The following is a 19,734-nucleotide window of genomic DNA, read 5'->3' on the forward strand; positions in this document are numbered from 1 at the left end:
GGTAGAATGCGCCCATGCACGACGCCGTCACCCGCCCGACTCCGCCCTCTGATGCCACCTCCTGGCCCCGCCGCCAGACCCATGCCGTGCAGATCGGCGGGGTCACCGTCGGCGGAGGCAAGCCGGTCGTGGTGCAGTCGATGACCAATACCGATACCTCGGACGTCGCCTCCAGCGTGAAGCAGGTGGCCGAGCTGTGGCGTGCCGGTTCGGAAATGGTGCGGCTGACCGTCAACACCGTCGAAGCCGCTGCGGCGATCCCGCGCATCGTCGACAAGCTGGCGATGATGGGCATCGAGGTGCCGTTGATCGGCGACTTCCACTACAACGGCCACCAGCTGCTCACCGCGGAGCCGGCGTGTGCCGAAGCGCTGGCCAAGTACCGCATCAATCCGGGCAACGTCGGCTTCGGCAAGAAGAAGGACCTGCAGTTCGCCCAGTTGATCGAATTCGCCATCCGCTACAACAAGCCGGTGCGCATCGGCGCCAACTGGGGATCGCTGGACCAGGCCCTGGCGGCAAGGCTGATGGACGAGAACAACCATCGCGAACAGCCGTGGGACGCCGGCCGCGTATTGCGCGAGGCGCTGATCCGCTCGGCGCTGGACTCGGCCGAGCAGGCCGTGGAGCTGGGCCTGCCGCGCGATCGCATCGTGCTGTCGGCCAAGGTCAGCGGCGTGCAGGAACTGATCGCGGTCTACCGCGACCTGGCGCAGCGTTCGGATTTCGCACTGCATCTGGGCCTGACCGAGGCCGGCATCGGCAGCAAGGGCATCGTGGCCTCGGCTGCGGCGCTGAGCGTGCTGCTGCAGGAAGGCATCGGCGATACCATCCGCATCTCGCTGACCCCGGAACCGGGCCAGTCGCGCACGCAGGAAGTGATCGTTGCCCAGGAGCTGCTGCAGACCACCGGCCAGCGCGCGTTCACGCCGCTGGTGACCGCCTGCCCGGGCTGTGGCCGCACCACCTCGGAGTTCTTCCAGGAGCTGGCCAAGGTCGTGCAGAACCACGTGCGCGAGAAGATGCCGCTGTGGAAGATCCAGCACCCGGGCGCGGAGAACATGACCCTGGCGGTGATGGGCTGCGTGGTCAACGGGCCGGGTGAGTCGCGCCATGCCAACATCGGCATCTCGCTGCCAGGTACCGGCGAGGCGCCGTCAGCGCCGGTGTTCGTCGATGGCGAGAAGAAGGTGACCCTGCGTGGCGAGAACATCGCCCAGGAATTCGTTGCCCTGATCGACGATTACGTCGAACGTACCTATGTCCGAAGCGCCGGATAAGCCGACGATCCTGGCCGCGCCGGAGCCGGCCTCCGGGTTCCGCCACTGGATGGCGCACAACGCCTGGCGACTGTTGCTGCTGTTCGCCGGCGTGCTGGTGCCGCTGGCCGGCTTCGTGGCGCTGGCCGATGAAGTGCATGAATTTGAATCGTTCCACTTCGACGCGCCGCTGCTGTGGCAGATGCATGGCCTGCATTCGTCGGCGCTGGACCGCTTCTTCGTGCTGCTGTCGAAACTGGGCTACGAATGGTTCCTGATTCCGGCCGACGTGCTGATCGTCGGCGTGCTGCTGTGGCGCCGGCGCTGGCGCGAGGCCACCTTCGTGGCGGTCAGCTTCGTCGGCTCGGCCCTGCTGAACATGGCCAGCAAGCAGTTCTTCCAGCGCGACCGGCCGAGCCTGTGGGAGTCGATCGCCCCGGAATCGACGTTCAGCTTCCCCAGCGGCCATGCGATGGGCTCGACGACCCTGGCGGTCACCCTGATGCTGCTGGCCTGGAACACCCGCTGGCGCTGGCCGGTGCTGGTGCTGGCGCCGGCATTCAGCCTGCTGGTCAGCGTGTCCCGGGTCTATCTGGGGGTCCATTACCCCTCGGACATCCTGGCCGGATGGTGTGCCGCGCTGGTTTGGGTGGTAGGGTGCTATCTGGTCATGTTCAGTCGCCGGCATCCTTGGCGACACCACGGTTCGCCGCCAGCGACGGCCAGCGGAGCGATCACGCAGGGGAAGTGACGTGGATGCCCTTTCCGGGGCGTCTACCTGAGGGACGGGTTGTTTCGTTGTAACGGGTTCTGCAGGACAGGGGGCACCATCGATGCGTGAAGAATGTGATGCGCAGGGCAGAACGCCGGAATTGCGCATCATTCGCGCTTGCGGTGGTCAGGTACTCCTGCCTAGGTTGACCCGTATTGGCCGCATTCGAAGAGGTACGTGAATGACGATTCGAGTCTACCTGGTGGATGACCACGCGCTGGTCCGCACCGGGATGAAGATGATCCTGTCGGGTGAAACCGACATTGAAGTGGTGGGCGAAGCCGAGACCGGCGAAGACGCGCTGCCTGCCATCCGCCAGCTGCAACCGGACGTGGTGTTGTGCGATCTGCACCTGCCCGGTGTCAGCGGCATGGAGGTGACCGAGCGCATCGTGCGCGGCCACCGCGCCACGCGCGTGGTGATCGTATCGGTGCTGGAAGATGGCCCGCTGCCCAAGCGCCTGCTCGAGGCCGGCGCCGCCGGCTACATCGGCAAGGGCTGCGATGCCCAGGAACTGCTGCGTGCGGTGCGTGACGTGGCGGCCGGGCGCCGTTACCTGGGCACCAGCATCGCGCAGAACCTGGCGCTGTCGACGGTGGAGGGCAACGGTTCGCCGTTCGACAACCTGTCACCGCGCGAACTGGAAGTGGCGCTGCTGCTGACCCAGGGGCTGCGCCAGGAAGACATCGCGCGGCGCCTGAGCCTGAGTGTGAAGACGGTCAACACGCACAAGGCGCGCCTGTTCGAGAAGATGGGAATCCACGACAACATCGCACTGGCGCGGATGGCCAGCCAGTACGGGTTGGTGGATCCGGCGCGGCCGCTGTAAGGATTCCAGCCAGCGGCGCCGCCCCTCGCGGCGCATTGCCGTTGCGGGTGGCGGCCTGGCAGGTTGGGCTCGGATCCCTTTCCCTGCGGGAAAGGGCTCTGATCCGGTGGGGTGTCAGTGGCTGCGGACGCGCTGGATGATCTTCGCCGCATCGGCGGCGCTGGCACGCACCTTGTTCCAGTCGCCTTCGGCGATCCAGTTGCCCGGCACCATCCACGAGCCGCCGATGCAGACCACGTTCTTCTGCTCCAGGTACTCGGCGGCGGTGTTTTCGGTGATGCCACCGGTCGGGCACAGCTTGAGGTCGGCGACCGGGCCGGCCAGGCCCTTGATCATCGCCAGCCCGCCCACGGCGGTGGCCGGGAACAGCTTGCACACGCGGAAACCACGCGCATACAGCGACAGCAGCTCGGTCGGCGTGGCCGCGCCCGGCACGACCGGCAGCGGCGCGGCAGCCAGCGCATCGGCCAGCGCCGGCGGCGTGCCCGGGGTCACCAGGAAATCCGCGCCCGCATCGATGGACTGCTGCATCTGCTCAACGGTCAGCACCGTGCCTGCGCCCACCACCACATCCGGCAGCTCACGCTTGAGCATCGCCAGTGCTTCCATCGCCACCGGGGTGCGCAGCGTCAGCTCGATCGCCGGCAGGCCGCCTTCCAGCAGTGCCGCACTGACCGCACGCGCCTGGTCCAGCGTATGAATCGTCACCACCGGCAGGATGCCGGCCGCATGCAGCATCTCCGCCGCCCGCACCTGATGTTGTTCGATACCCATAGCTCTGCTTCTGCCTTTGCTTTTGAATTTGATTTTCAGTGATCACTTCGCGGCGTATCGGCGCCGGAAACGGTGATGCGGCGACGGCCTGCTCTCCGCCGCCCCCGGGAACCCCACCGCCGACGCATGCCCGCAACGCCCTTCAGGCCCTCAGGCGTCCTTCGCCTCATGCGGCGCCGCCGCAGCTGCCGCGTCATGCCCCAGCTCATACTCCGCGTCGTACTCCCACGGCCCACCATCGGCCGCCGCCGGCCCGCACGAAATCGAAATCGCACCCTGGTCGGCCGGCCCGACCACACGCCGGTTGATCGCAAACAGGTTGCGGCCGAGGTCGTGTGCCGCCGGCGCGGTGTTCGGCGCATGCGTACGTGCGGCCCATTCGGCCGCATCCACCAGCACTTCCAGCGTGCCGGCCTCGCCATCCAGGCGGATGATGTCGCCCTCGCGGACCTTGCCCAGCGGACCGCCGCGTGCGGCTTCCGGGGTCACATGGATCGCGGCCGGGATCTTGCCTGATGCGCCGGACAGCCGGCCATCGGTGACCAGCGCCACGCGCCGGCCCTGGTTCTGCAGCAGCCCCAGCAGCGGCGCCAGCGAATGCAGCTCCGGCATGCCATTGGCGCGCGGTCCCTGGTAACGCACCACCGCCACGAAATCCTGCGGCAGCAGACCGCCGGCATGCAGCTTGTTCAGTACCTGCGGCGCATCCACCACCACCGCCGGCGCCTCGATCGTGCGGTACTGCGGTTTCACCGCCGACAGCTTGATCAGCGACTTGCCGAGGTTGCCGCGCAGCAGGCGCAGGCCCCCCTGCTGCTCGAACGGGTTGTCGACGCCGCGCACCACTTCTTCATCGGCGCTGCGTTCCAGGCCGGGCAGATAGACCAGCGCGCCGTCGCGCAGCTGCGGCTCGCGCGCATAGTCGGCCATGCCGCCACGGGCCACGCTGACCAGGTCGCCGTGCATCAGCCCGGCCCTGATCAGCTCGCCGAACACGAACGCCGGACCGCCTGCCGCCGCGAAGCGGTTCACGTCGGCCTCGCCGTTCGGATAGACGCGGGCCAGCAGCGGGATCAGCTGCGACAGTTCGTCGAAGTCGTCCCAGGTCAGCACGATGCCGGCGGCGCGCGCCACGGCGATCCAGTGGATGGTGTGGTTGGTCGAACCGCCGGTGGCCATCAACGCGATGACGGCGTTGATGATCGCGCGCTCGTCGATGATCCGGCCCAGTGGCCGGAAGTCGTCGCCCAGCGCGGTGATGTCCAGCGCACGCTCGGTGGCTTCGCGGGTCAATGCATCGCGCAGGGCGGTATCCGGATTGACGAACGACGCGCCCGGCAGCTGCACGCCCATCGCTTCCAGCAGCACCTGGTTGGAGTTGGCCGTGCCGTAGAAGGTGCAGGTACCAGCGCCGTGGTAGGAGGCCGATTCGGCTTCCAGCAGCTCCTCGCGGGTGGCTTCGCCGGCCGCGTAGCGCTCGCGCACTTCGGCTTTCTGCTTGTTGGGAATGCCGGGGGTCATCGGCCCGGCCGGCACGAACACCGCCGGCAGGTGGCCGAACGCCAGCGCACCGATCAGCAGGCCGGGCACGATCTTGTCGCAGACACCGAGGTGGATGGTGGTGTCGAACATGTCGTGGCTGAGACCGATGGCCGTCGCCTGCGCGATCACATCGCGCGAGAACAGCGACAGTTCCATGCCGCCACGGCCCTGGGTGACGCCGTCGCACATCGCCGGGACCGCGCCGGCGACCTGGGCGGTCGCGCCCAGCTCGCGCGCGATCGCGCGGATCTGCTCGGGATAGCTCTCGAACGGCTGGTGCGCCGACAGCATGTCGTTGTACGCGGTGATGATGCCCAGGTTCGGCGTCACGCCGCCGCGCAGGCGGCTCTTGTCGGTGCCGCCACAGGCAGCAAAGCCGTGGGCGAGGTTGCCGCAGCTCAGGCGGCTGCGGAACGGTCCATCGCGCAGCGCGGCGTCGATCGCGGCCAGGTAAGCGGCTCGCGAGGCGGCGCTGCGACGGATGACGCGTTCTGTGATGGCTTGCAGTTGCGGATGGAGGCTCATTGGCTACCGGCGTTCGTGGTGGCGAGAGGCAGGCGGCGGCACGACGCCGCCGCCGACATCAATCAGCCCAGTGGACGCGCAGGCGCGCGCCGTCCAGGTTGATTGCATTGAGGATCGGGTACTGCTGGGCATCATTGCTGTCCAGCGCCTGGCGCAGCACCTGCAGCTTCTGCTTGCCACGCAGCAGCAGCAGGCGCTGGCGGCACTGGCCCAGGCCGCGCGGGGTCAGGGTGATGCGCAGCGGCCACTGGTTGGCGCCCGGGCAGCCGGTGGCATCCAGTGCCGCATAGGGCAGGGTGCTTTCCAGTGCACGCGGCAGATCGCGCGAGCCGGGGAACAGCGAGGCGGTATGGCCATCGTTGCCCATGCCCAGCGCCACCACGCTCGGCGGCTGGCTGTGCTGGGCCTGCAGGTTGGCGGTGTACACGCATTCCGGCAGTGGCTTGCCGATCCGTACCAGCGGATCGAAGTGCGCGCCCTCGGCACGCTTGAGCAGGTGCTCGCGCACCAGCCAGGCGTTGCTGTCGCGATCCTGCGGCGACAGCCAGCGTTCGTCGGCCAGGCTGACTTCGACGCGGTCCCAGTGCACATCCATCTCGGCCAGCGCCTGGTAGACCGGTGCCGGCGTGGTGCCGCCGGACAGCAGGATGCGTGCGCGGCCAAGCTCGGTGATGTCGTGGTTGATCGCCTGCGCCATTTCGGTGGCCACCGCCTCGATCCAGGCGTCGGCGTCGCCGTGGTCGATCAGCTCGATGCGGTCGTCGTGGAAGAGGGGGGTCATGCGGCAACTCCTGGAGCATCGCGTTCGGCATCGGCGGCATAGGCGGCGGCGCCCAGCAGCCCAGCGTGGGGGTGCATCACGGCCAGGGAGGGAACCCGCGCCATGATCGAAGAGAACCGGCCCTTGTGTTCGAAGCGCTGGCGGAAGCCGGAATGCTGCAGCGAATCGAGCATCTTCGGGGTCAGTCCGCCGGTCAGGAACACGCCGTCCCAGGCGCCCTGGGTCAACACCAGGTCGCCGGCGATGGCGCCGAACACCGCGCAGAACACATCCACGGTGCGCATCGCCTGCGGATCGCCGTGCAGGGCGCGGGCGGTCACATCGACCGGCTGCAGCTGGCCCGGGTCGATGCCGGCCATCTCGCATACCGCGCGATGGATGTTGACCAGGCCCGGCCCGCAGATCAGCCGCTCGTTGGAGACGCGTCCGAACTGTTCGGACAGGATCTCCAGGATGCGGATCTCCTCGGGGGTGCCGGGCGGGAAGCTGACATGGCCGCCTTCGGTTTCCAGCGGATAGCAGCGGCCATGGCGCAGGATCAGGCCGCCGACACCGAGCCCGGTACCGGGCCCGATCACCGCGTAGTTGCGCGGTTGTCCCGGTTGCCCGGGAACCCATGCAGCGCCACCGACCTGGACCACGTCGCTGGGCTGCAGCAATGAAATGGCCATCGCCTGCGCGGCGAAGTCGTTGATCAGGTGCAGCTCGTCGAAACCGAGCATGACCGCGGTACGGCTGCGCGAGATCACCCACGGATGGTTGGTGATGCGGGCTTCGTCACCGTCCACGCGGCCGGCCACGGCAAACACCCCCCGACGCGCGCTGGCACCGATCTGTTCCAGATGGTGGCGTGCGGCGTCGCCCAGGGAGGGAAATTCTGCAACGGCGTACTCGCGGATGCTGTCCTTCTGCAGCGGCGCATCCAGCGAGGTGTCGGCCAGGGCAAAGCGGGCATTGGTGCCACCGATATCGGCGACCAGCACCGGCTGGCTGCCCGCGCTCATGCCGAGGCCTCGCTGTCGGGAGCGTCCACGCCCTGCGGCAGGAAGCCGCCGGCAGTGGCCGGACCCCACTGGCCGGCCGGATACGGCTCCAGCGGCAGGTTGGCGGCCTTCCAGGCATCGGCCACGCTGTCGATCCACGCCCAGGCGGCGCGCACTTCGTCATCGCGGACGAACAGCGTGTGGTTGCCGTTGAAGGCATCCAGGAACAGGCGTTCGTAAGCGATGCGACGATGCAGGCCGGTCGGCACCGACAGTTCCAGTTCCAGCGGATGCAGTTCCAGCGCGCCCCATTCCGGGCCGGCCAGGCTGCTCATCAGGCCCAGCTCGATGTTCTCCTGCGGCTGCAGCTGGAACACCAGGCGGTTCGGTGCAGCCTGCGCGCGCTGCGGGCGCTCGAACAGCCAGTGGGTGACCGGCTTGAGGGTCACTTCCACGCGGGTGGTGCGCTCGGGCAGGCGCTTGCCGGTGACCAGGTGGAACGGCACGCCGCTCCAGCGCCAGTTGTCGATGTGCGCGGTGACCCCGGCGAAGGTTTCGACATCGCTGCCTTCCGGCGGCTGGTAGGCCTGCGCGGGCTGGCCGTTGATGGTGCCGGCGGTGTAACGGCCGCGCACGCTGTCACGCGCGGCATTGCTGGCATCCAGCGGGCGCAGTGCACGCAGCACCTTGACCTTTTCGTCGCGGATGCGGTCGGCTTCCAGCGAGGCCGGCGGTTCCATCGCCACCATGCACAGCAGCTGCAGGATATGACTCTGCACCATGTCGCGCAGGGCGCCGGAACGTGCGTAGTAGGCATCGCGGCCGTCCACGCCTTCGCTCTCGGCGACGAGGATGTGCACCGACTCGATGTAGTTGCGGTTCCATACCGCTTCCAGCAGCGTGTTGCCGAAACGCAGCGCGATCAGGTTCTGCACGGCCGCCTTGCCCAGGTAATGGTCGAGGCGGAACACGCGGTCCTCGTCGATCCACTGGCCAATGGTGGAGATGATCTGCTCGGCGCTTTCGCTGTCGCTGCCGATCGGCTTTTCCAGCATCAGGCGCGCCGGTGCGGCAAGCGCGCCGCCCTTGGCCAGGCCTTCGCAGGTAGAGATGTACAGCCCAGGCGGAATCGCCAGGTAGCTGACGCAGCGGCGATCGACCAGGTCGGACACCGCGGCCGCGACCGAATCGACGTCGCGCAGGTCGACCGAACGGTAATCGATGCGGCGCAGCAGGGAGGCGATGTCCTCCGCCGTGGCCAACGGCATCGCCTGCTGCAGGCGCGGTCGCAGGATGTCATGGAAGGCTTCGGTGTCATGCCCGGACAGCGCCAGCGCACGGATGCGGAAGTCCTCCGGCAGCAGGCCGTCGCCAAGCAGGCGAAGCAGCGAAGGGAACAGGTAGCGCTGGGCCAGATCACCTGTGGCACCGAACAGGAAGAGGGTGTCGTGCATCGCTCGAGTTTCAGATCCGGGTGACATCGTTGTCAATCGCTTCATGGCTGGGTTCGGGGGACATCCGCGCAACTGCCTGTCCGAGGCTCGTCCGGGGCGTTCTCCGGGGTTCCGGAAGACCGTTCCATTCGAAACCACTGCGTCGGCGGAACCTTCGTTCAACCGCCAACGCAGATCGGTGCGCACCGACTCTCGGATAGTGCCACGTGAAAACGTTTACATGGCAGAATGGGCAACTGTATTCGATTGCAGTGGTCGCCGTCATGCGGCGGTCGCGCAATCATCACTGCCATCGGGAGGGCCGAGGCAGTCCCAAAAGACAGCCCGGCGTCGGGCGGACTGGATGAGTGAAATGGCAAAAGTGCAGTTGCAGGGTGTGCGCAAGGTCTACGACAACGGCCAGGTCGCGGTGAAGGACGCCACCTTCGAGGTCGCCGATGGCGAGCTGATGGTGCTGGTCGGTCCGTCCGGCTGCGGCAAGTCGACCTTGCTGCGGATGGTGGCCGGCCTGGAGGAGATCAGCGGCGGCACGCTGAGCATCGGTGACCGGGTGGTCAACGATGTGGCGCCGAAGGATCGCGACATCGCCATGGTGTTCCAGAGCTATGCGCTGTACCCGCACATGACCGTGGCCGAGAACCTGGCCTTCGGCCTGAAGCTGCGCGGCCACGACAAGGCCACCATCGACAAACGCATCAGCGAGGCGGCGCAGACGCTCGGCCTGACCGGGATGATGGACAAGCTGCCCAAGGCGATGTCCGGTGGCCAGCGCCAGCGCGTGGCACTAGGCCGTGCGCTGGTGCGCGAGCCGGCCGTGTTCCTGCTCGACGAGCCGCTGTCGAACCTGGATGCCAAGCTGCGCCACAGCGTGCGCACCGAGATCGCGCAGCTGCACCGCAAGCTGGGCACCACCATGATCTACGTGACCCACGACCAGGTCGAAGCGATGACGCTGGGCCAGCGCATCGTGGTGCTGAAGGACGGCATCATCCAGCAGATCGATACGCCGATGGCGCTGTACGACCGGCCGGCCAACCTGTTCGTGGCCGGTTTCCTCGGCAGCCCGGCGATGAACGTGCTGCGCGGCACGCTGCAGGGCGATGCCGGTGGCGTGAGCGTGGTCGATGGCGCGTGGCAGGCGCCGCTGGGCCAGGCCACGATCGATCCGGCGTGGCTGCAGAAGCCGATCGCGGTCGGTGTGCGGCCGGAGCATCTGCAGCCCGCAGGCAGCGAGGATGCGCACGCGTTCAGTGCACGCATCGAAGGCATCGAGCCGGTTGGCAACGAGATCTTCGTCAACATGAGCAGCGGCGCGCATGCACTGACCATGCGCGTGGCACCGCAGCCGCTGCCGGCTGTGGGCGAGCAGATCCAGGTGGCGATCCACCCGCAGGGCCTGCATTTCTTCAATCCCGAAAGCGGCGAGCGCCTGTAGGGATCGGCAGCGCCGGGCCATGCCCGGCGTCCTCACCGCCGTGCGGAGCAACGGTCCGCACCTGCCGGATTCAGCGCGCCAGACCCTCCAGCAATGGCATGCGCTGCGCAGGCGCGTCACCCACCTGCAGGTCGCCGTCGCTGGTCTCCAGCGGCAGCACCGCCAGCGCCAGGTCGCCGGCCACGCTGGCAATGCTGCCCAGCGCCGCGCCGTCCTGCTGGACGCCGTCTCCAGCGTGTGCCGGTGCTGCGGTATGCAGCAGCTGCACCGCGCGCTTGGCCTTGCCGAGGAAGTGGGTGCGGGCGACGATTTCCTGGCCCGGGTAGCAGCCCTTCTTCACGCTGTAGCCGTTCAGGCGGTCCAGGCCCAGCTGCTGCGGCGTCCACACCTCGCGCTGGCTTTCCTCCAGGCGCGGCAGGCCAAAGCGCAGGTCGGCCTGGCGCCAGGCCAGGGCGAAGGCGGCCTCGTCGGCCTCGCTGCCGGCAGCGAAGGCTTCGGCCGGACCGATGCGCAGCGTGCGCGGCAGGGCGTCACTGCCCAGGTCCAGCTCCCAGCCGCCGCCCGCAGCGGTGGCGAGGGCGGCGCCGGTGGCGGCCTCGGCGGCGGTGAAGGCGCCGGCCACGGCCAGGTCGCTGCGCACCATCACCTTGACCTTGCGGCGGAACACGAAGCGCTGCAGTTGCGACGCAATCGCATCGGCAGCGCCGTCAGCCAGCACCAGCAGCACGTGGTCTTCCGCCAGCTGAAGCAGCTGGAACACCGCCAGGGTGCGGCCCTTGGCGCTCAGCCAGGCGCTCCATTGCCAGTGCAGCAGGGGCAGGGCGGTGACATCGCTGCTGAACTGGGCGTGGGCGAATGCGGCCGCGTCCACGCCCTGCAGGCTCAGCAATTGATGGCCGGGCAGGCGCGGATATGCGACGAAAGCAGGGGGAAGGTTGTCAGGCACGTGAACGAGGTCTAAAATTTGTGCGTTGCGAGACCACTCATGATAGGCCAAACAACCCCCACTCCCGATGCCGAAGCTGAAGCCCCGCTGGTCCCACCGGCCCCCGTGCCCGTGGAACAGCCAGTGGCGGAAGAAGAATTTGGTGGCCGCGGCGGACTCGATCCGGTGCGGTATGGCGATTGGGAGAAAAACGGACGCTGCATCGATTTCTGATCCAGCATTGAGCCAACGCGGCCTTGTGCCGCCCAGCCGAGACAACGAGCCCAGCGAATGGCGACCAGACCACGTCCCCTTTCTCCGCACCTTCAGGTGTATCGCTGGCAGATTCAGATGGCCACCTCGATCCTGCATCGAGCCACGGGCATCTTTCTGTCTGTTGGTGCCCTCATCATCGCCGGAGGCCTGTTGGCTCTGATGATGGGGCCCGAATCCTGGAACTGCTTCACCGGCCATGCCGGGGCCTGGTATGGCCGCGTGTTCCTGTTCGCGTGGACATGGTCGTTCGCCTACCACCTGTGCAATGGCATCCGCCATGTCGTGCAGGACTTCGCCATCGGCTTCCGCATCGCCACCTTCATCCGCAGCAGCTGGATGTCGGTCATCGGCAGCCTGGTGATCACCCTGGCGGTGTGGGCCTATGTGATGTTCGGAGGTGCCGCATGAGCAAGTTCCGTACTCCGCTGAAGGGTGTGCGCGGGCTGGGTTCGGCCAAGACCGGTACCGAGCACTTCGTGCACCAGCGCCTGACCGCCGCCGCGCTGGTGGTGCTGGGCATCTGGTTCCTGGTGTTCGTGCTGGGCCTGCTCGGCTCCGACTACGTGACCGCCACGGCGGCGATCGCCAAGCCGTGGAACGCGGTGCCGCTGATCGGCCTGCTGATCGCCATGTTCTGGCACGCCCAGCTCGGCCTGCAGGTCGTGCTGGAGGACTACATCCACGAATCGCTGCTGGCCCTGGTGCTGCAGACCGCGGTGAAGTTCGTCGCCGTGCTCGGCATGATCGTCAGTGTGTTTGCGGTGGGCCGCATCGCCCTCGGCGTTGCCTGAGCCCAGGCACCAAGACAGGAATCCAGACTAGATGTCCGCTTACAAGATCACCGAACACAAGTACGACATGGTCGTGGTGGGCGCCGGCGGCGCCGGCCTGCGTGCCACGTTCGGCCTGGCCGCCAAGGGCCTGCAGACGGTGTGCCTGACCAAGGTCTTCCCGACCCGTTCGCACACCGTTGCCGCCCAGGGTGGCATCTCCGCCGCGCTCGCCAACATGGGCGAGGACGACTGGCGCTACCACTTCTTCGACACCATCAAGGGGTCGGACTGGCTGGGCGACCAGGACGCCATCGAGTACATGTGCCGTGAAGCCATTCCGGCGATCATCGAGCTCGAGCACTACGGCGTGCCGTTCAGCCGCACCGCCGAAGGCAAGATCTACCAGCGTCCGTTCGGTGGCATGACCACCAAGTACGGCGAAGGCCCGGCGGCGCAGCGTACCTGCGCGGCGGCCGACCGTACCGGCCACGCGATGCTGCACACCCTGTACCAGCAGTCGCTGAAGCACGACGCGCGCTTCATGATCGAGTACTTCGCGCTCGATCTGATCTTCGACGACGAAGGCGCCTGCCGCGGTGTGCTGGCGCTGGACATGTCCGACGGTACGCTGCACCTGTTCCGCGCCCAGGGCGTGGTGCTGGCCACCGGCGGCTACGGCCGCGCCTACTTCAGCGCCACCTCGGCGCACACCTGCACCGGCGACGGTGGCGGCCTGGCCATGCGCGCCGGCATCGCCATGCAGGACATGGAGTTCGTGCAGTTCCACCCGACCGGCATCTACGGCGCCGGCTGCCTGATCACCGAGGGTGTCCGCGGTGAAGGCGGCATCCTGCGCAACAGCAGCGGCGAGCGCTTCATGGAGCGCTACGCGCCGCACTACAAGGACCTGGCCTCGCGCGACGTGGTCAGCCGTTCGATGACCATCGAAATCCGCGAAGGCCGCGGCGTCGGCGAGCACAAGGATCACATCCTGCTCGACCTGACCCACCTCGGCCCGGGCGTGATCGACGACAAGCTGCCGGGCATCGCCGAGAGCGCCCGCATCTTCGCCGGCGTTGACGTGCACAAGCAGCCGATCCCGGTGATCCCGACCGTGCACTACAACATGGGCGGCATCCCGACCAACTACCACGGCGAAGTGGTGCGCAAGGACGGCGACAACCCCGATGCGGTCGTGCCGGGCCTGTACGCCATCGGCGAAGCCGCCTGCGTGTCGGTGCACGGCGCCAACCGCCTGGGCTCGAACTCGCTGCTGGATCTGGTGGTGTTCGGTCGTGCCGTGGCCAACCGTTGCGCCGAGACCATCAAGCCGGGCGCGGCGCACAAGACCCTGCCGGCCGATGCGTGCGACAAGGCGCTGGGCCTGCTCGACAAGCTGCGCCACGCCAACGGCGATACCCCGACCTCGGTCATCCGCGATCGCATGCAGCGCACCATGCAGGCCGACGCCGCCGTCTTCCGCACCAGCCAGACGCTGAAGGAAGGCTGCGAGAAGATGGACAAGATCTTCGACTCGTTCCAGGACGTGAAGGTCTCCGACCGTTCGCTGGTCTGGAACTCGGACCTGATCGAGACCTACGAGCTGAACAACCTGCTGCTGAACGCGGTGGCGACGATCAACTCGGCCGAGCAGCGCAAGGAAAGCCGTGGCGCGCATGCGCACGAGGACTTCCCGGACCGCGACGACGTCAACTGGCAGAAGCACACCCTGGTCAGCGTGGACGAGAAGGGCAAGTGCAGCTTCGACTACCGTCCGGTGCACATGTACACGTTGACCGATGACGTGTCCGTGGTGCCGCCGAAGCCGCGCGTGTACTGATCCGACCCCGCCTAACATGCAATCCGCGCCTCCGGGCGCGGGCCGCCTGAGCCAACGAGAGCAGCCATGGCCGAGTTTTCACTCCCCAAGAATTCCAAGATCACGAAGGGCAAGCACTTCCCCGCCAAGACCGGCGGCAAGAACGTGCGCACCTTCAAGATCTACCGCTGGAGTCCGGACGACGACAGCAACCCGCGCACCGATACCTATGAGGTCGATCTGGACGCCTGCGGCCCGATGGTCCTGGACGCGCTGATCAAGATCAAGAACGAGATCGACCCGACCCTGACCTTCCGCCGCTCCTGCCGCGAGGGTATCTGTGGTTCGTGCGCGATGAACATCGACGGCACCAATACCCTGGCCTGCACCCGTGCAATTTCGGACTGCGGCAAGAAGGAAGTGCCGATCTACCCGCTGCCGCACATGAGCGTGGTCAAGGATCTGGTTCCGGACCTGACCCACTTCTACGCGCAGTACGCCTCGATCAAGCCGTGGATCCGCACCCAGACCCCGGCGCCGCCGGACCGTGAGCGCCTGCAGTCGCCGGAAGACCGCAAGAAGCTGGACGGCCTGTACGAGTGCATCCTGTGCGCCTGCTGCTCGACCAGCTGCCCGAGCTACTGGTGGAACGGCGAGCGTTACCTGGGCCCGGCGATCCTGCTGCAGGCTTACCGCTGGATCATCGATTCGCGCGATGAAGACACCGGTGCGCGCCTGGACGATCTGGAAGATCCGTTCAAGCTGTACCGCTGCCACACCATCATGAACTGCGCCCGGACCTGCCCGAAGGGCCTGAACCCGGCGCTGGCGATCGCCGAGATCAAGAAGCTGATGATGGAACGCCGCGCCTGATACAGGCCTGGCGGTACCCGGTAGAGCCGCGCCACGCGTGGCTGCACCCAGTAGAGCCACGCCATGCGTGGCTTTGCTGTATCTGGAGAAGCACGATGGAAGAAGATGTTCTGCTGAAGAAGCTGCGCTGGCGTTGCCGCCGCGGCATGCGCGAGCTGGACCAGCTGTTCGGCCGTTACCTGGACCACGAATGGGGCGCTGCGCCGACCGAAGAGCGCGAGGTTTTCCTGTTCCTGCTCGACTGCGAGGACGATAAGTTGTGGCGCTGGTTCATGGGCTACGAGGCCTGCCCGCATGCGCACGCCATCCCCCTCATGCAGAAGATCCTCGCCCTCAAGCCTTGAATGGCGCCCCTCGCGGCTGCAGGCCGCCGCCCAGCTGTCGGTGCTGCTGGCCGCACCCGGGCTGCTGCGTGCGTCGGACCTGCCGCCACGGCTGCTGATGCCCGCAGTGCTGCTGGCCTGGGTGATGGGCCTGGCCGAACTGGCCTGGCGCCTGCGCCGACCGCGTGTGCGGGTTCTTCTGCCAGCGCTGCCCGATCCGCTGCAGGTGGCGGGACAGGACATCGATGCGCCCCGCCTGGTGGTGCGCGGCCCCTGGCTGCTGTTGCTGTGGCGTGAGGACAGGCGGCGGCGCCGCCTGTTGTTCTGGCCCGATGTGCTCGATTCCGGGCAGCGACGTGAACTGCGACTGGCCGTGGCGGCACGTGGCGTTTCCCGTCGGCCCCGGTCGATGGCACCATAGGCTGAATCGACCGGCGTGCCTGCATGTTCAAACCCATTCCCGTGGCCATCGGCCTGCGCTATCTGCGCGCCAAGCGCCGCAACGGCTTCATCTCCTTCATTTCCATGGCATCGATCCTGGGCATCGCGCTCGGCGTGACGGTGCTGATCACCACGCTGGCGGTGATGAGCGGCTTCCAGAAGGAGATCCGCGGCCGCCTGCTGCAGATGACTGCGCACACCACCATCAGCCGCGACGGTGAGCCGATGCCGGACTGGATGCGCGTGGTCGACGTGGCCAACAAGGACCCGCGCGTGGCCGGCGCCGCGCCGTACATCGAGATCCAGTCGATGGTCAGCGGCCCGCGCGTGCAGGGAGCGATCATCCAGGGCATCGATCCGGCGCTGGAACCGAACGTGTCGGTGATCAACAAGAAGGTCACCAAGGGCAGCTACGACAGCCTGACCCCGGGCAGTTTCAACCTGCTGCTGGGCAAGGAGCTGGCGATCTGGCTGGGCGTGGACGTGGGCGACCAGGTGCTGGTGACGTTCGCCGAAGTACAGGGCACGCCTGCCGGTGCGGTACCCCGGATGAAACGCTTCACCGTCAGCGGGATCTTCGAGGCCGGCTACAACGAAGTCGACCGTGGTGTCGGCTTTGCCAACATGACCGATCTGCAGCGCGTGCTGCGCTCGGACGGCGCCACCGGCGTGCGGCTGAAGCTGCATGACATGGACCGCTCGCTGGAAGTGGGGGTGGACCTGGCGCAGAACCTGGGTGGTGCCTATCGGGTGAGCGACTGGACCCAGCAGAACGCCAACCTCTACCACTCGCTGCGGATGGAAAAAGTGGTGATGGGCATCCTGCTGTCACTGATCATCGCCATGGGCGCGTTCAACCTGGTGTCCTCGCAGGTGATGCTGGTGACCGACAAGCAGGCCGACATCGCGATCCTGCGCACGCTCGGCCTGACCCCGGGCGGAGTGATGCAGGTGTTCATGGTGCAGGGCTCGCTGATCGGCATCTTCGGCACGCTGGCCGGCCTGATCGGTGGCATCACCCTGACCCTCAACCTGGAACGCATCCTCGGCGCCATCGAGTCGGTGTTCAACGTCAAGCTGCTGCCGGAGGATGTCTACTACATCACCGGCCTGCCGACCGACATGCAGACCGGCGACATCGTGGTGATCACCCTGGTCGCGCTGCTGATGAGCTTCCTGGCCACCCTGTATCCCGCCTGGCGGGCAGCACGCACCCAGCCGGCGGAGGCCCTGCGCTATGAATAAGGTCGTCAACCGCGGCGATGAGGTGATCCGTGCCGAAGCGTTGGGCAAGACCTACGCCGAAGGCCGCATGCAGACGCCGGTGTTCGACCGGCTGGACCTGACCGTGAACGCCGGCGAGACAGTGGCCATCATCGGTGCCTCCGGCGCCGGCAAGAGCACGCTGCTGCACCTGCTGGGTGGCCTCGACATCCCCACCGCCGGCGAGGTGTATGTCACCGGCCAGCGCATGTCGGCCCTGTCCGACACCGCGCGTGGCCTGCTGCGCAACCAGGCGTTGGGCTTCGTCTACCAGTTCCATCACCTGCTGCCGGAATTCACCGCACTGGAAAACGTGATGATGCCGGTGATGCTGGCCGGCACCGCAGTGGCGGACGCCAGCAGCCGCGCCACCGCGCTGCTGGAGGCGGTGGGCCTTGGCCACCGGCTGGACCACAAGCCCGGCGAGCTGTCCGGTGGCGAGCGCCAGCGTGCGGCCGTGGCCCGCGCACTGGTCAACCACCCGGCCTGCGTGCTGGGCGACGAACCCACCGGCAACCTGGACGACCGTACTGCGGCGACGGTGTTCGAGCTGATGCTGGAGCTCAACCGCGCCCGTCACACCAGCCTGGTGCTGGTGACCCACGACCGCAGCCTGGCACGGCGCCTGGACCGGGTACTGGAGCTGCGCGAAGGGCGCCTGCACGCGCTGGCGCACGCCGACGTCTGAGCGGCAGGCAACGGCCGCCGACCCGCGGCTGAACTGGGCTGCCGGCCGTCGCGCCGGCACCCCCCGCACGGGTGCATGATCGGCACAGGTCCCGTGTGGAGAATGCAATGAAGACGCCGTTGTTGATCGCCGGGCTGTGCCTGGTCCTGGCAGGCTGTGCCACCACCGGCCGCCTGGGCAGCGCCGAGAAGCTGGAGCTGTACCGCGCCCATGCCGGTGCCCCGCAGAAAGACATGCAGTTCTTTGGCAGCCTCAATGGCTGGACCGAGCTGGGCGACAGCGCACTGGCGGTGTGGACCCGGCCCAGTGAAGCCTATCTGCTGGAGCTGAGCGGCCCATGCCCGGACCTGTCCTTTGCCCCGGCAATCGGCCTGACCAGCCACATGGGCCGGGTCTCGGCGCCGTTCGACAAGGTGCTGGTGCGCGACCCGACCGGCGGGCCGCGCATGCCGTGCTTCATCAAGACCATCCGCAAGCTGGACGTCAAATCGCTGCGCGCGGAAGAGAAGCAGCTGCGCCAGGCGCAGGTGCAGGAGCGCGAGGCGCCGGAAAAATAACGCGGTCGCGCCGGGCGCTGCCGGGTTCAGGCTTCCGGCACGAAGCCTGCCGGCTTCTCCGCGTCCTTCTCGAACAGGAACTTGGCCAGCTCCGCTTCCAGGAATGCGCGGTGCTTGGGATCGCGCGGCGACAGCCGGTTCTCGTTGATCAGCATGGTCTGGTGCGCCAGCCAGGCGGCCCAGGCCGGTTTGCCGATGTGGTTGAACACACGCTGGCCCAGTTCGCCGGGGTAGGGCACGAAGTCCAGGCCCTCGGCGTCGCGGTGTTCGTACTGGCAGAAGACGGTTCGGGGCATGGCACTCACTCGTGGTTGCGGGGTTTCGGGGAAGTTCGTTGCGGCGCCTTGATCGCGGTGCCGTCGAGCAGCTTGCGGATCGGGGCCGGCAGGCCCAGCGCGGGCAGCTCGTCGGCCGCGACCCAGCGCAGCGTGGGTTCCTGCACGCGCAGTCCGCGGACCTGCCGCGACAGTATCTGCAGGTGCAGCCGGTAGTGGCTGAAAGTGTGCTGCAGCACCGGCAGTTCTTCGGCCTCTTCCAGTGAACCGTCAACGTGCGCGTCGAACCAGTCCTGCAGCAGGCTGCCGGCGTCGGCCTGCGGCAACGTCCACAGCTGCGCCCAGATGCCGGTGTCGGGACGCTTCTGCAGCAGCACGCGCTGCTGGGCGTCGCGCAGCAGCAGCGCGACCGCTTCGCGCTCGGGCAGGGTCCTGCCGGGCTTGGCGGTGGGCAGTTCGGCGGTACGGCCTTCGCGCCGTGCCACGCAGTCCTGCTGCAGCGGGCAGATCACGCAGGCCGGTCGGGCGCGGCTGCAGACGGTCGCGCCCAGGTCCATCTGCGCCTGGGTGTAATCGGCCATGCGCCCGGCCGGCACCTGCGCCACGTGTGCCTCGGCAATCGCCCACAGCTGCCTCTCGACGACCGGCAGACCCGGAAAACCGTCAATGCCGTGGTAGCGGCTGAGCACGCGTTTGACGTTGCCATCGAGGATCGCGAACGGGTCGTTCCAGGCCTGGCTGAGGATCGCGCCGGCCGTGCTGCGGCCAATGCCGGGCAAGGCATGCAGCGCATCGAAGTCGCGCGGCAGGTCGCCATCGTGCCGTTCGACGCAGCACTTGGCGGCCGCGTGCAGGTTGCGTGCGCGGGCGTAATAGCCCAGCCCGGCCCACTGCGCCATCACCGCATCGTTGTCGGCGGCGGCGAGGTCGGGCAGGGTCGGGAAGTGCTGCAGGAAGCGCTGGAAGTACGGGATGACCGTGGCGACCTGGGTCTGCTGCAGCATGATTTCCGACAGCCACACCCGGTACGGGCTGCGCGGGTGCTGCCAGGGCAGGTCGTGGCGCCCGTGGTCGTCGAACCAGTGCAGCAGGCGGGCGACGAAGCCATCCTCGGCAGGGGGCGGGGCGCTGGCGGTCGGCTGGCGGGACATCGTTACTCCAGGAGGG

Annotated in this window: 22 protein-coding genes; 14 read left to right on the forward strand and 8 right to left on the reverse strand. The window is 67.6% G+C overall.

Annotated features, from left to right (window positions below):
- Positions 1–14 precede the first annotated feature (14 nt).
- The 3 genes from ispG (at position 15) to Q5Z10_RS08850 (ending at position 2,860) form a co-directional block, all read left to right on the forward strand.
- On the forward strand, positions 15–1,280 hold the full coding sequence (ispG, locus tag Q5Z10_RS08840) for a flavodoxin-dependent (E)-4-hydroxy-3-methylbut-2-enyl-diphosphate synthase (protein WP_303638716.1): 1,266 nt from the start codon (positions 15–17) through the stop codon (positions 1,278–1,280).
- On the forward strand, positions 1,261–2,010 hold the full coding sequence (locus tag Q5Z10_RS08845; protein WP_303638717.1) for a phosphatase PAP2 family protein: 750 nt from the start codon (positions 1,261–1,263) through the stop codon (positions 2,008–2,010). Before ispG ends, Q5Z10_RS08845 begins: the two co-directional genes overlap by 20 nt.
- Before the next feature lie 202 nt (positions 2,011–2,212).
- Positions 2,213–2,860, forward strand: a complete 648-nt coding sequence (locus Q5Z10_RS08850) for a response regulator (protein ID WP_303638718.1) — start codon at positions 2,213–2,215, stop codon at positions 2,858–2,860.
- A gap of 114 nt (positions 2,861–2,974) precedes the next feature.
- Here Q5Z10_RS08850 and eda read toward each other — a convergent pair whose 3' ends face one another.
- From eda to zwf, 5 genes are all read right to left on the reverse strand, one after another.
- Positions 2,975–3,634 (reverse strand): bifunctional 4-hydroxy-2-oxoglutarate aldolase/2-dehydro-3-deoxy-phosphogluconate aldolase, encoded by a 660-nt coding sequence (eda, locus tag Q5Z10_RS08855; RefSeq protein ID WP_303638719.1) that lies wholly within the window; start codon positions 3,632–3,634, stop codon positions 2,975–2,977.
- Between the two features lie 150 nt (positions 3,635–3,784).
- Complete coding sequence (gene edd / locus Q5Z10_RS08860) at positions 3,785–5,701, reverse strand: phosphogluconate dehydratase (protein WP_303638720.1); 1,917 nt, start codon at positions 5,699–5,701, stop codon at positions 3,785–3,787.
- A 58-nt stretch (positions 5,702–5,759) separates the two neighbouring features.
- Positions 5,760–6,482, reverse strand: a complete 723-nt coding sequence (pgl, locus tag Q5Z10_RS08865; RefSeq protein ID WP_303638721.1) for a 6-phosphogluconolactonase — start codon at positions 6,480–6,482, stop codon at positions 5,760–5,762.
- A complete protein-coding gene (gene glk, locus Q5Z10_RS08870) occupies positions 6,479–7,486 on the reverse strand; it encodes a glucokinase (RefSeq protein WP_303638722.1) in 1,008 nt (335 codons plus the stop codon). Before glk ends, pgl begins: the two co-directional genes overlap by 4 nt.
- Positions 7,483–8,919 (reverse strand): glucose-6-phosphate dehydrogenase, encoded by a 1,437-nt coding sequence (gene zwf / locus Q5Z10_RS08875; protein WP_345783979.1) that lies wholly within the window; start codon positions 8,917–8,919, stop codon positions 7,483–7,485. The genes glk and zwf overlap by 4 nt, the downstream gene beginning before the upstream one ends.
- A 352-nt stretch (positions 8,920–9,271) precedes the next feature.
- Here zwf and Q5Z10_RS08880 point away from each other — a divergent pair, with 352 nt between their 5' ends.
- A complete protein-coding gene (locus Q5Z10_RS08880) occupies positions 9,272–10,354 on the forward strand; it encodes an ABC transporter ATP-binding protein (RefSeq protein ID WP_303638724.1) in 1,083 nt (360 codons plus the stop codon).
- Positions 10,355–10,424: 70 nt separating this feature from the next.
- On the opposite strand, the gene ygfZ is transcribed toward Q5Z10_RS08880, so the two are convergent.
- Positions 10,425–11,300, reverse strand: coding sequence for a CAF17-like 4Fe-4S cluster assembly/insertion protein YgfZ (gene ygfZ / locus Q5Z10_RS08885; RefSeq protein WP_303638725.1), 876 nt, complete (start codon positions 11,298–11,300; stop codon positions 10,425–10,427).
- 39 nt (positions 11,301–11,339) lie between these two features.
- Between ygfZ and Q5Z10_RS08890 the strand changes: the two genes are divergently transcribed.
- The 10 genes from Q5Z10_RS08890 (at position 11,340) to Q5Z10_RS08935 (ending at position 18,292) form a co-directional block, all read left to right on the forward strand.
- Positions 11,340–11,513, forward strand: a complete 174-nt coding sequence (locus Q5Z10_RS08890; RefSeq protein WP_303638726.1) for a DUF1674 domain-containing protein — start codon at positions 11,340–11,342, stop codon at positions 11,511–11,513.
- 57 nt (positions 11,514–11,570) lie between these two features.
- Positions 11,571–11,963 (forward strand): succinate dehydrogenase, cytochrome b556 subunit, encoded by a 393-nt coding sequence (gene sdhC, locus Q5Z10_RS08895; protein WP_303638727.1) that lies wholly within the window; start codon positions 11,571–11,573, stop codon positions 11,961–11,963.
- Positions 11,960–12,346: a succinate dehydrogenase, hydrophobic membrane anchor protein gene (sdhD, locus tag Q5Z10_RS08900; protein ID WP_025878813.1), complete on the forward strand. Its 387-nt coding sequence runs from the start codon at positions 11,960–11,962 to the stop codon at positions 12,344–12,346. The genes sdhC and sdhD overlap by 4 nt, the downstream gene beginning before the upstream one ends.
- A gap of 31 nt (positions 12,347–12,377) precedes the next feature.
- Positions 12,378–14,168, forward strand: a complete 1,791-nt coding sequence (sdhA, locus tag Q5Z10_RS08905; RefSeq protein ID WP_303638728.1) for a succinate dehydrogenase flavoprotein subunit — start codon at positions 12,378–12,380, stop codon at positions 14,166–14,168.
- A gap of 66 nt (positions 14,169–14,234) precedes the next feature.
- A complete protein-coding gene (locus Q5Z10_RS08910; protein WP_303638729.1) occupies positions 14,235–15,020 on the forward strand; it encodes a succinate dehydrogenase iron-sulfur subunit in 786 nt (261 codons plus the stop codon).
- A 95-nt stretch (positions 15,021–15,115) separates the two neighbouring features.
- A complete protein-coding gene (locus Q5Z10_RS08915) occupies positions 15,116–15,364 on the forward strand; it encodes an FAD assembly factor SdhE (protein ID WP_303638730.1) in 249 nt (82 codons plus the stop codon).
- A complete protein-coding gene (locus Q5Z10_RS08920) occupies positions 15,315–15,764 on the forward strand; it encodes a hypothetical protein (RefSeq protein ID WP_303638731.1) in 450 nt (149 codons plus the stop codon). The genes Q5Z10_RS08915 and Q5Z10_RS08920 overlap by 50 nt, the downstream gene beginning before the upstream one ends.
- A gap of 23 nt (positions 15,765–15,787) precedes the next feature.
- Positions 15,788–17,029, forward strand: a complete 1,242-nt coding sequence (locus tag Q5Z10_RS08925; protein WP_303638732.1) for a lipoprotein-releasing ABC transporter permease subunit — start codon at positions 15,788–15,790, stop codon at positions 17,027–17,029.
- Positions 17,022–17,735, forward strand: a complete 714-nt coding sequence (lolD, locus tag Q5Z10_RS08930; protein WP_303638733.1) for a lipoprotein-releasing ABC transporter ATP-binding protein LolD — start codon at positions 17,022–17,024, stop codon at positions 17,733–17,735. The genes Q5Z10_RS08925 and lolD overlap by 8 nt, the downstream gene beginning before the upstream one ends.
- Positions 17,736–17,842: 107 nt before the next feature.
- A complete protein-coding gene (locus Q5Z10_RS08935) occupies positions 17,843–18,292 on the forward strand; it encodes a DUF6491 family protein (RefSeq protein WP_303638734.1) in 450 nt (149 codons plus the stop codon).
- A 26-nt stretch (positions 18,293–18,318) separates the two neighbouring features.
- Here the strand turns inward: Q5Z10_RS08935 and Q5Z10_RS08940 are convergent, their stop codons facing one another.
- A complete protein-coding gene (locus Q5Z10_RS08940) occupies positions 18,319–18,588 on the reverse strand; it encodes an oxidative damage protection protein (protein ID WP_303638735.1) in 270 nt (89 codons plus the stop codon).
- A gap of 5 nt (positions 18,589–18,593) precedes the next feature.
- Positions 18,594–19,718: an A/G-specific adenine glycosylase gene (gene mutY, locus Q5Z10_RS08945; RefSeq protein ID WP_303638736.1), complete on the reverse strand. Its 1,125-nt coding sequence runs from the start codon at positions 19,716–19,718 to the stop codon at positions 18,594–18,596.
- Positions 19,719–19,734 lie beyond the last annotated feature (16 nt).

The organism is Stenotrophomonas sp. 704A1, from assembly GCF_030549525.1.
GTDB classification, from domain to species: Bacteria; Pseudomonadota; Gammaproteobacteria; order Xanthomonadales; family Xanthomonadaceae; genus Stenotrophomonas; species Stenotrophomonas tuberculopleuritidis.

Bases quoted from the DNA above. Each gene is read 5' to 3' on its own strand.
- pgl (WP_303638721.1), bottom strand. From the start codon at position 6,482: ATGACCCCCCTCTTCCACGACGACCGCATCGAGCTGATCGACCACGGC.
- Q5Z10_RS08850 (WP_303638718.1), top strand. From the start codon at position 2,213: ATGACGATTCGAGTCTACCTGGTGGATGACCACGCGCTGGTCCGCACC.
- lolD (WP_303638733.1), top strand. From the start codon at position 17,022: ATGAATAAGGTCGTCAACCGCGGCGATGAGGTGATCCGTGCCGAAGCG.
- sdhD (WP_025878813.1), top strand. From the start codon at position 11,960: ATGAGCAAGTTCCGTACTCCGCTGAAGGGTGTGCGCGGGCTGGGTTCG.
- Q5Z10_RS08940 (WP_303638735.1), bottom strand. From the start codon at position 18,588: ATGCCCCGAACCGTCTTCTGCCAGTACGAACACCGCGACGCCGAGGGC.
- Q5Z10_RS08925 (WP_303638732.1), top strand. From the start codon at position 15,788: ATGTTCAAACCCATTCCCGTGGCCATCGGCCTGCGCTATCTGCGCGCC.
- sdhC (WP_303638727.1), top strand. From the start codon at position 11,571: ATGGCGACCAGACCACGTCCCCTTTCTCCGCACCTTCAGGTGTATCGC.
- sdhA (WP_303638728.1), top strand. From the start codon at position 12,378: ATGTCCGCTTACAAGATCACCGAACACAAGTACGACATGGTCGTGGTG.
- Q5Z10_RS08890 (WP_303638726.1), top strand. From the start codon at position 11,340: ATGATAGGCCAAACAACCCCCACTCCCGATGCCGAAGCTGAAGCCCCG.
- Q5Z10_RS08915 (WP_303638730.1), top strand. From the start codon at position 15,116: ATGGAAGAAGATGTTCTGCTGAAGAAGCTGCGCTGGCGTTGCCGCCGC.
- ispG (WP_303638716.1), top strand. From the start codon at position 15: ATGCACGACGCCGTCACCCGCCCGACTCCGCCCTCTGATGCCACCTCC.
- Q5Z10_RS08845 (WP_303638717.1), top strand. From the start codon at position 1,261: ATGTCCGAAGCGCCGGATAAGCCGACGATCCTGGCCGCGCCGGAGCCG.
- Q5Z10_RS08935 (WP_303638734.1), top strand. From the start codon at position 17,843: ATGAAGACGCCGTTGTTGATCGCCGGGCTGTGCCTGGTCCTGGCAGGC.
- zwf (WP_345783979.1), bottom strand. From the start codon at position 8,919: ATGCACGACACCCTCTTCCTGTTCGGTGCCACAGGTGATCTGGCCCAG.
- glk (WP_303638722.1), bottom strand. From the start codon at position 7,486: ATGAGCGCGGGCAGCCAGCCGGTGCTGGTCGCCGATATCGGTGGCACC.
- mutY (WP_303638736.1), bottom strand. From the start codon at position 19,718: ATGTCCCGCCAGCCGACCGCCAGCGCCCCGCCCCCTGCCGAGGATGGC.
- Q5Z10_RS08910 (WP_303638729.1), top strand. From the start codon at position 14,235: ATGGCCGAGTTTTCACTCCCCAAGAATTCCAAGATCACGAAGGGCAAG.
- edd (WP_303638720.1), bottom strand. From the start codon at position 5,701: ATGAGCCTCCATCCGCAACTGCAAGCCATCACAGAACGCGTCATCCGT.
- eda (WP_303638719.1), bottom strand. From the start codon at position 3,634: ATGGGTATCGAACAACATCAGGTGCGGGCGGCGGAGATGCTGCATGCG.
- Q5Z10_RS08920 (WP_303638731.1), top strand. From the start codon at position 15,315: ATGCGCACGCCATCCCCCTCATGCAGAAGATCCTCGCCCTCAAGCCTT.
- Q5Z10_RS08880 (WP_303638724.1), top strand. From the start codon at position 9,272: ATGGCAAAAGTGCAGTTGCAGGGTGTGCGCAAGGTCTACGACAACGGC.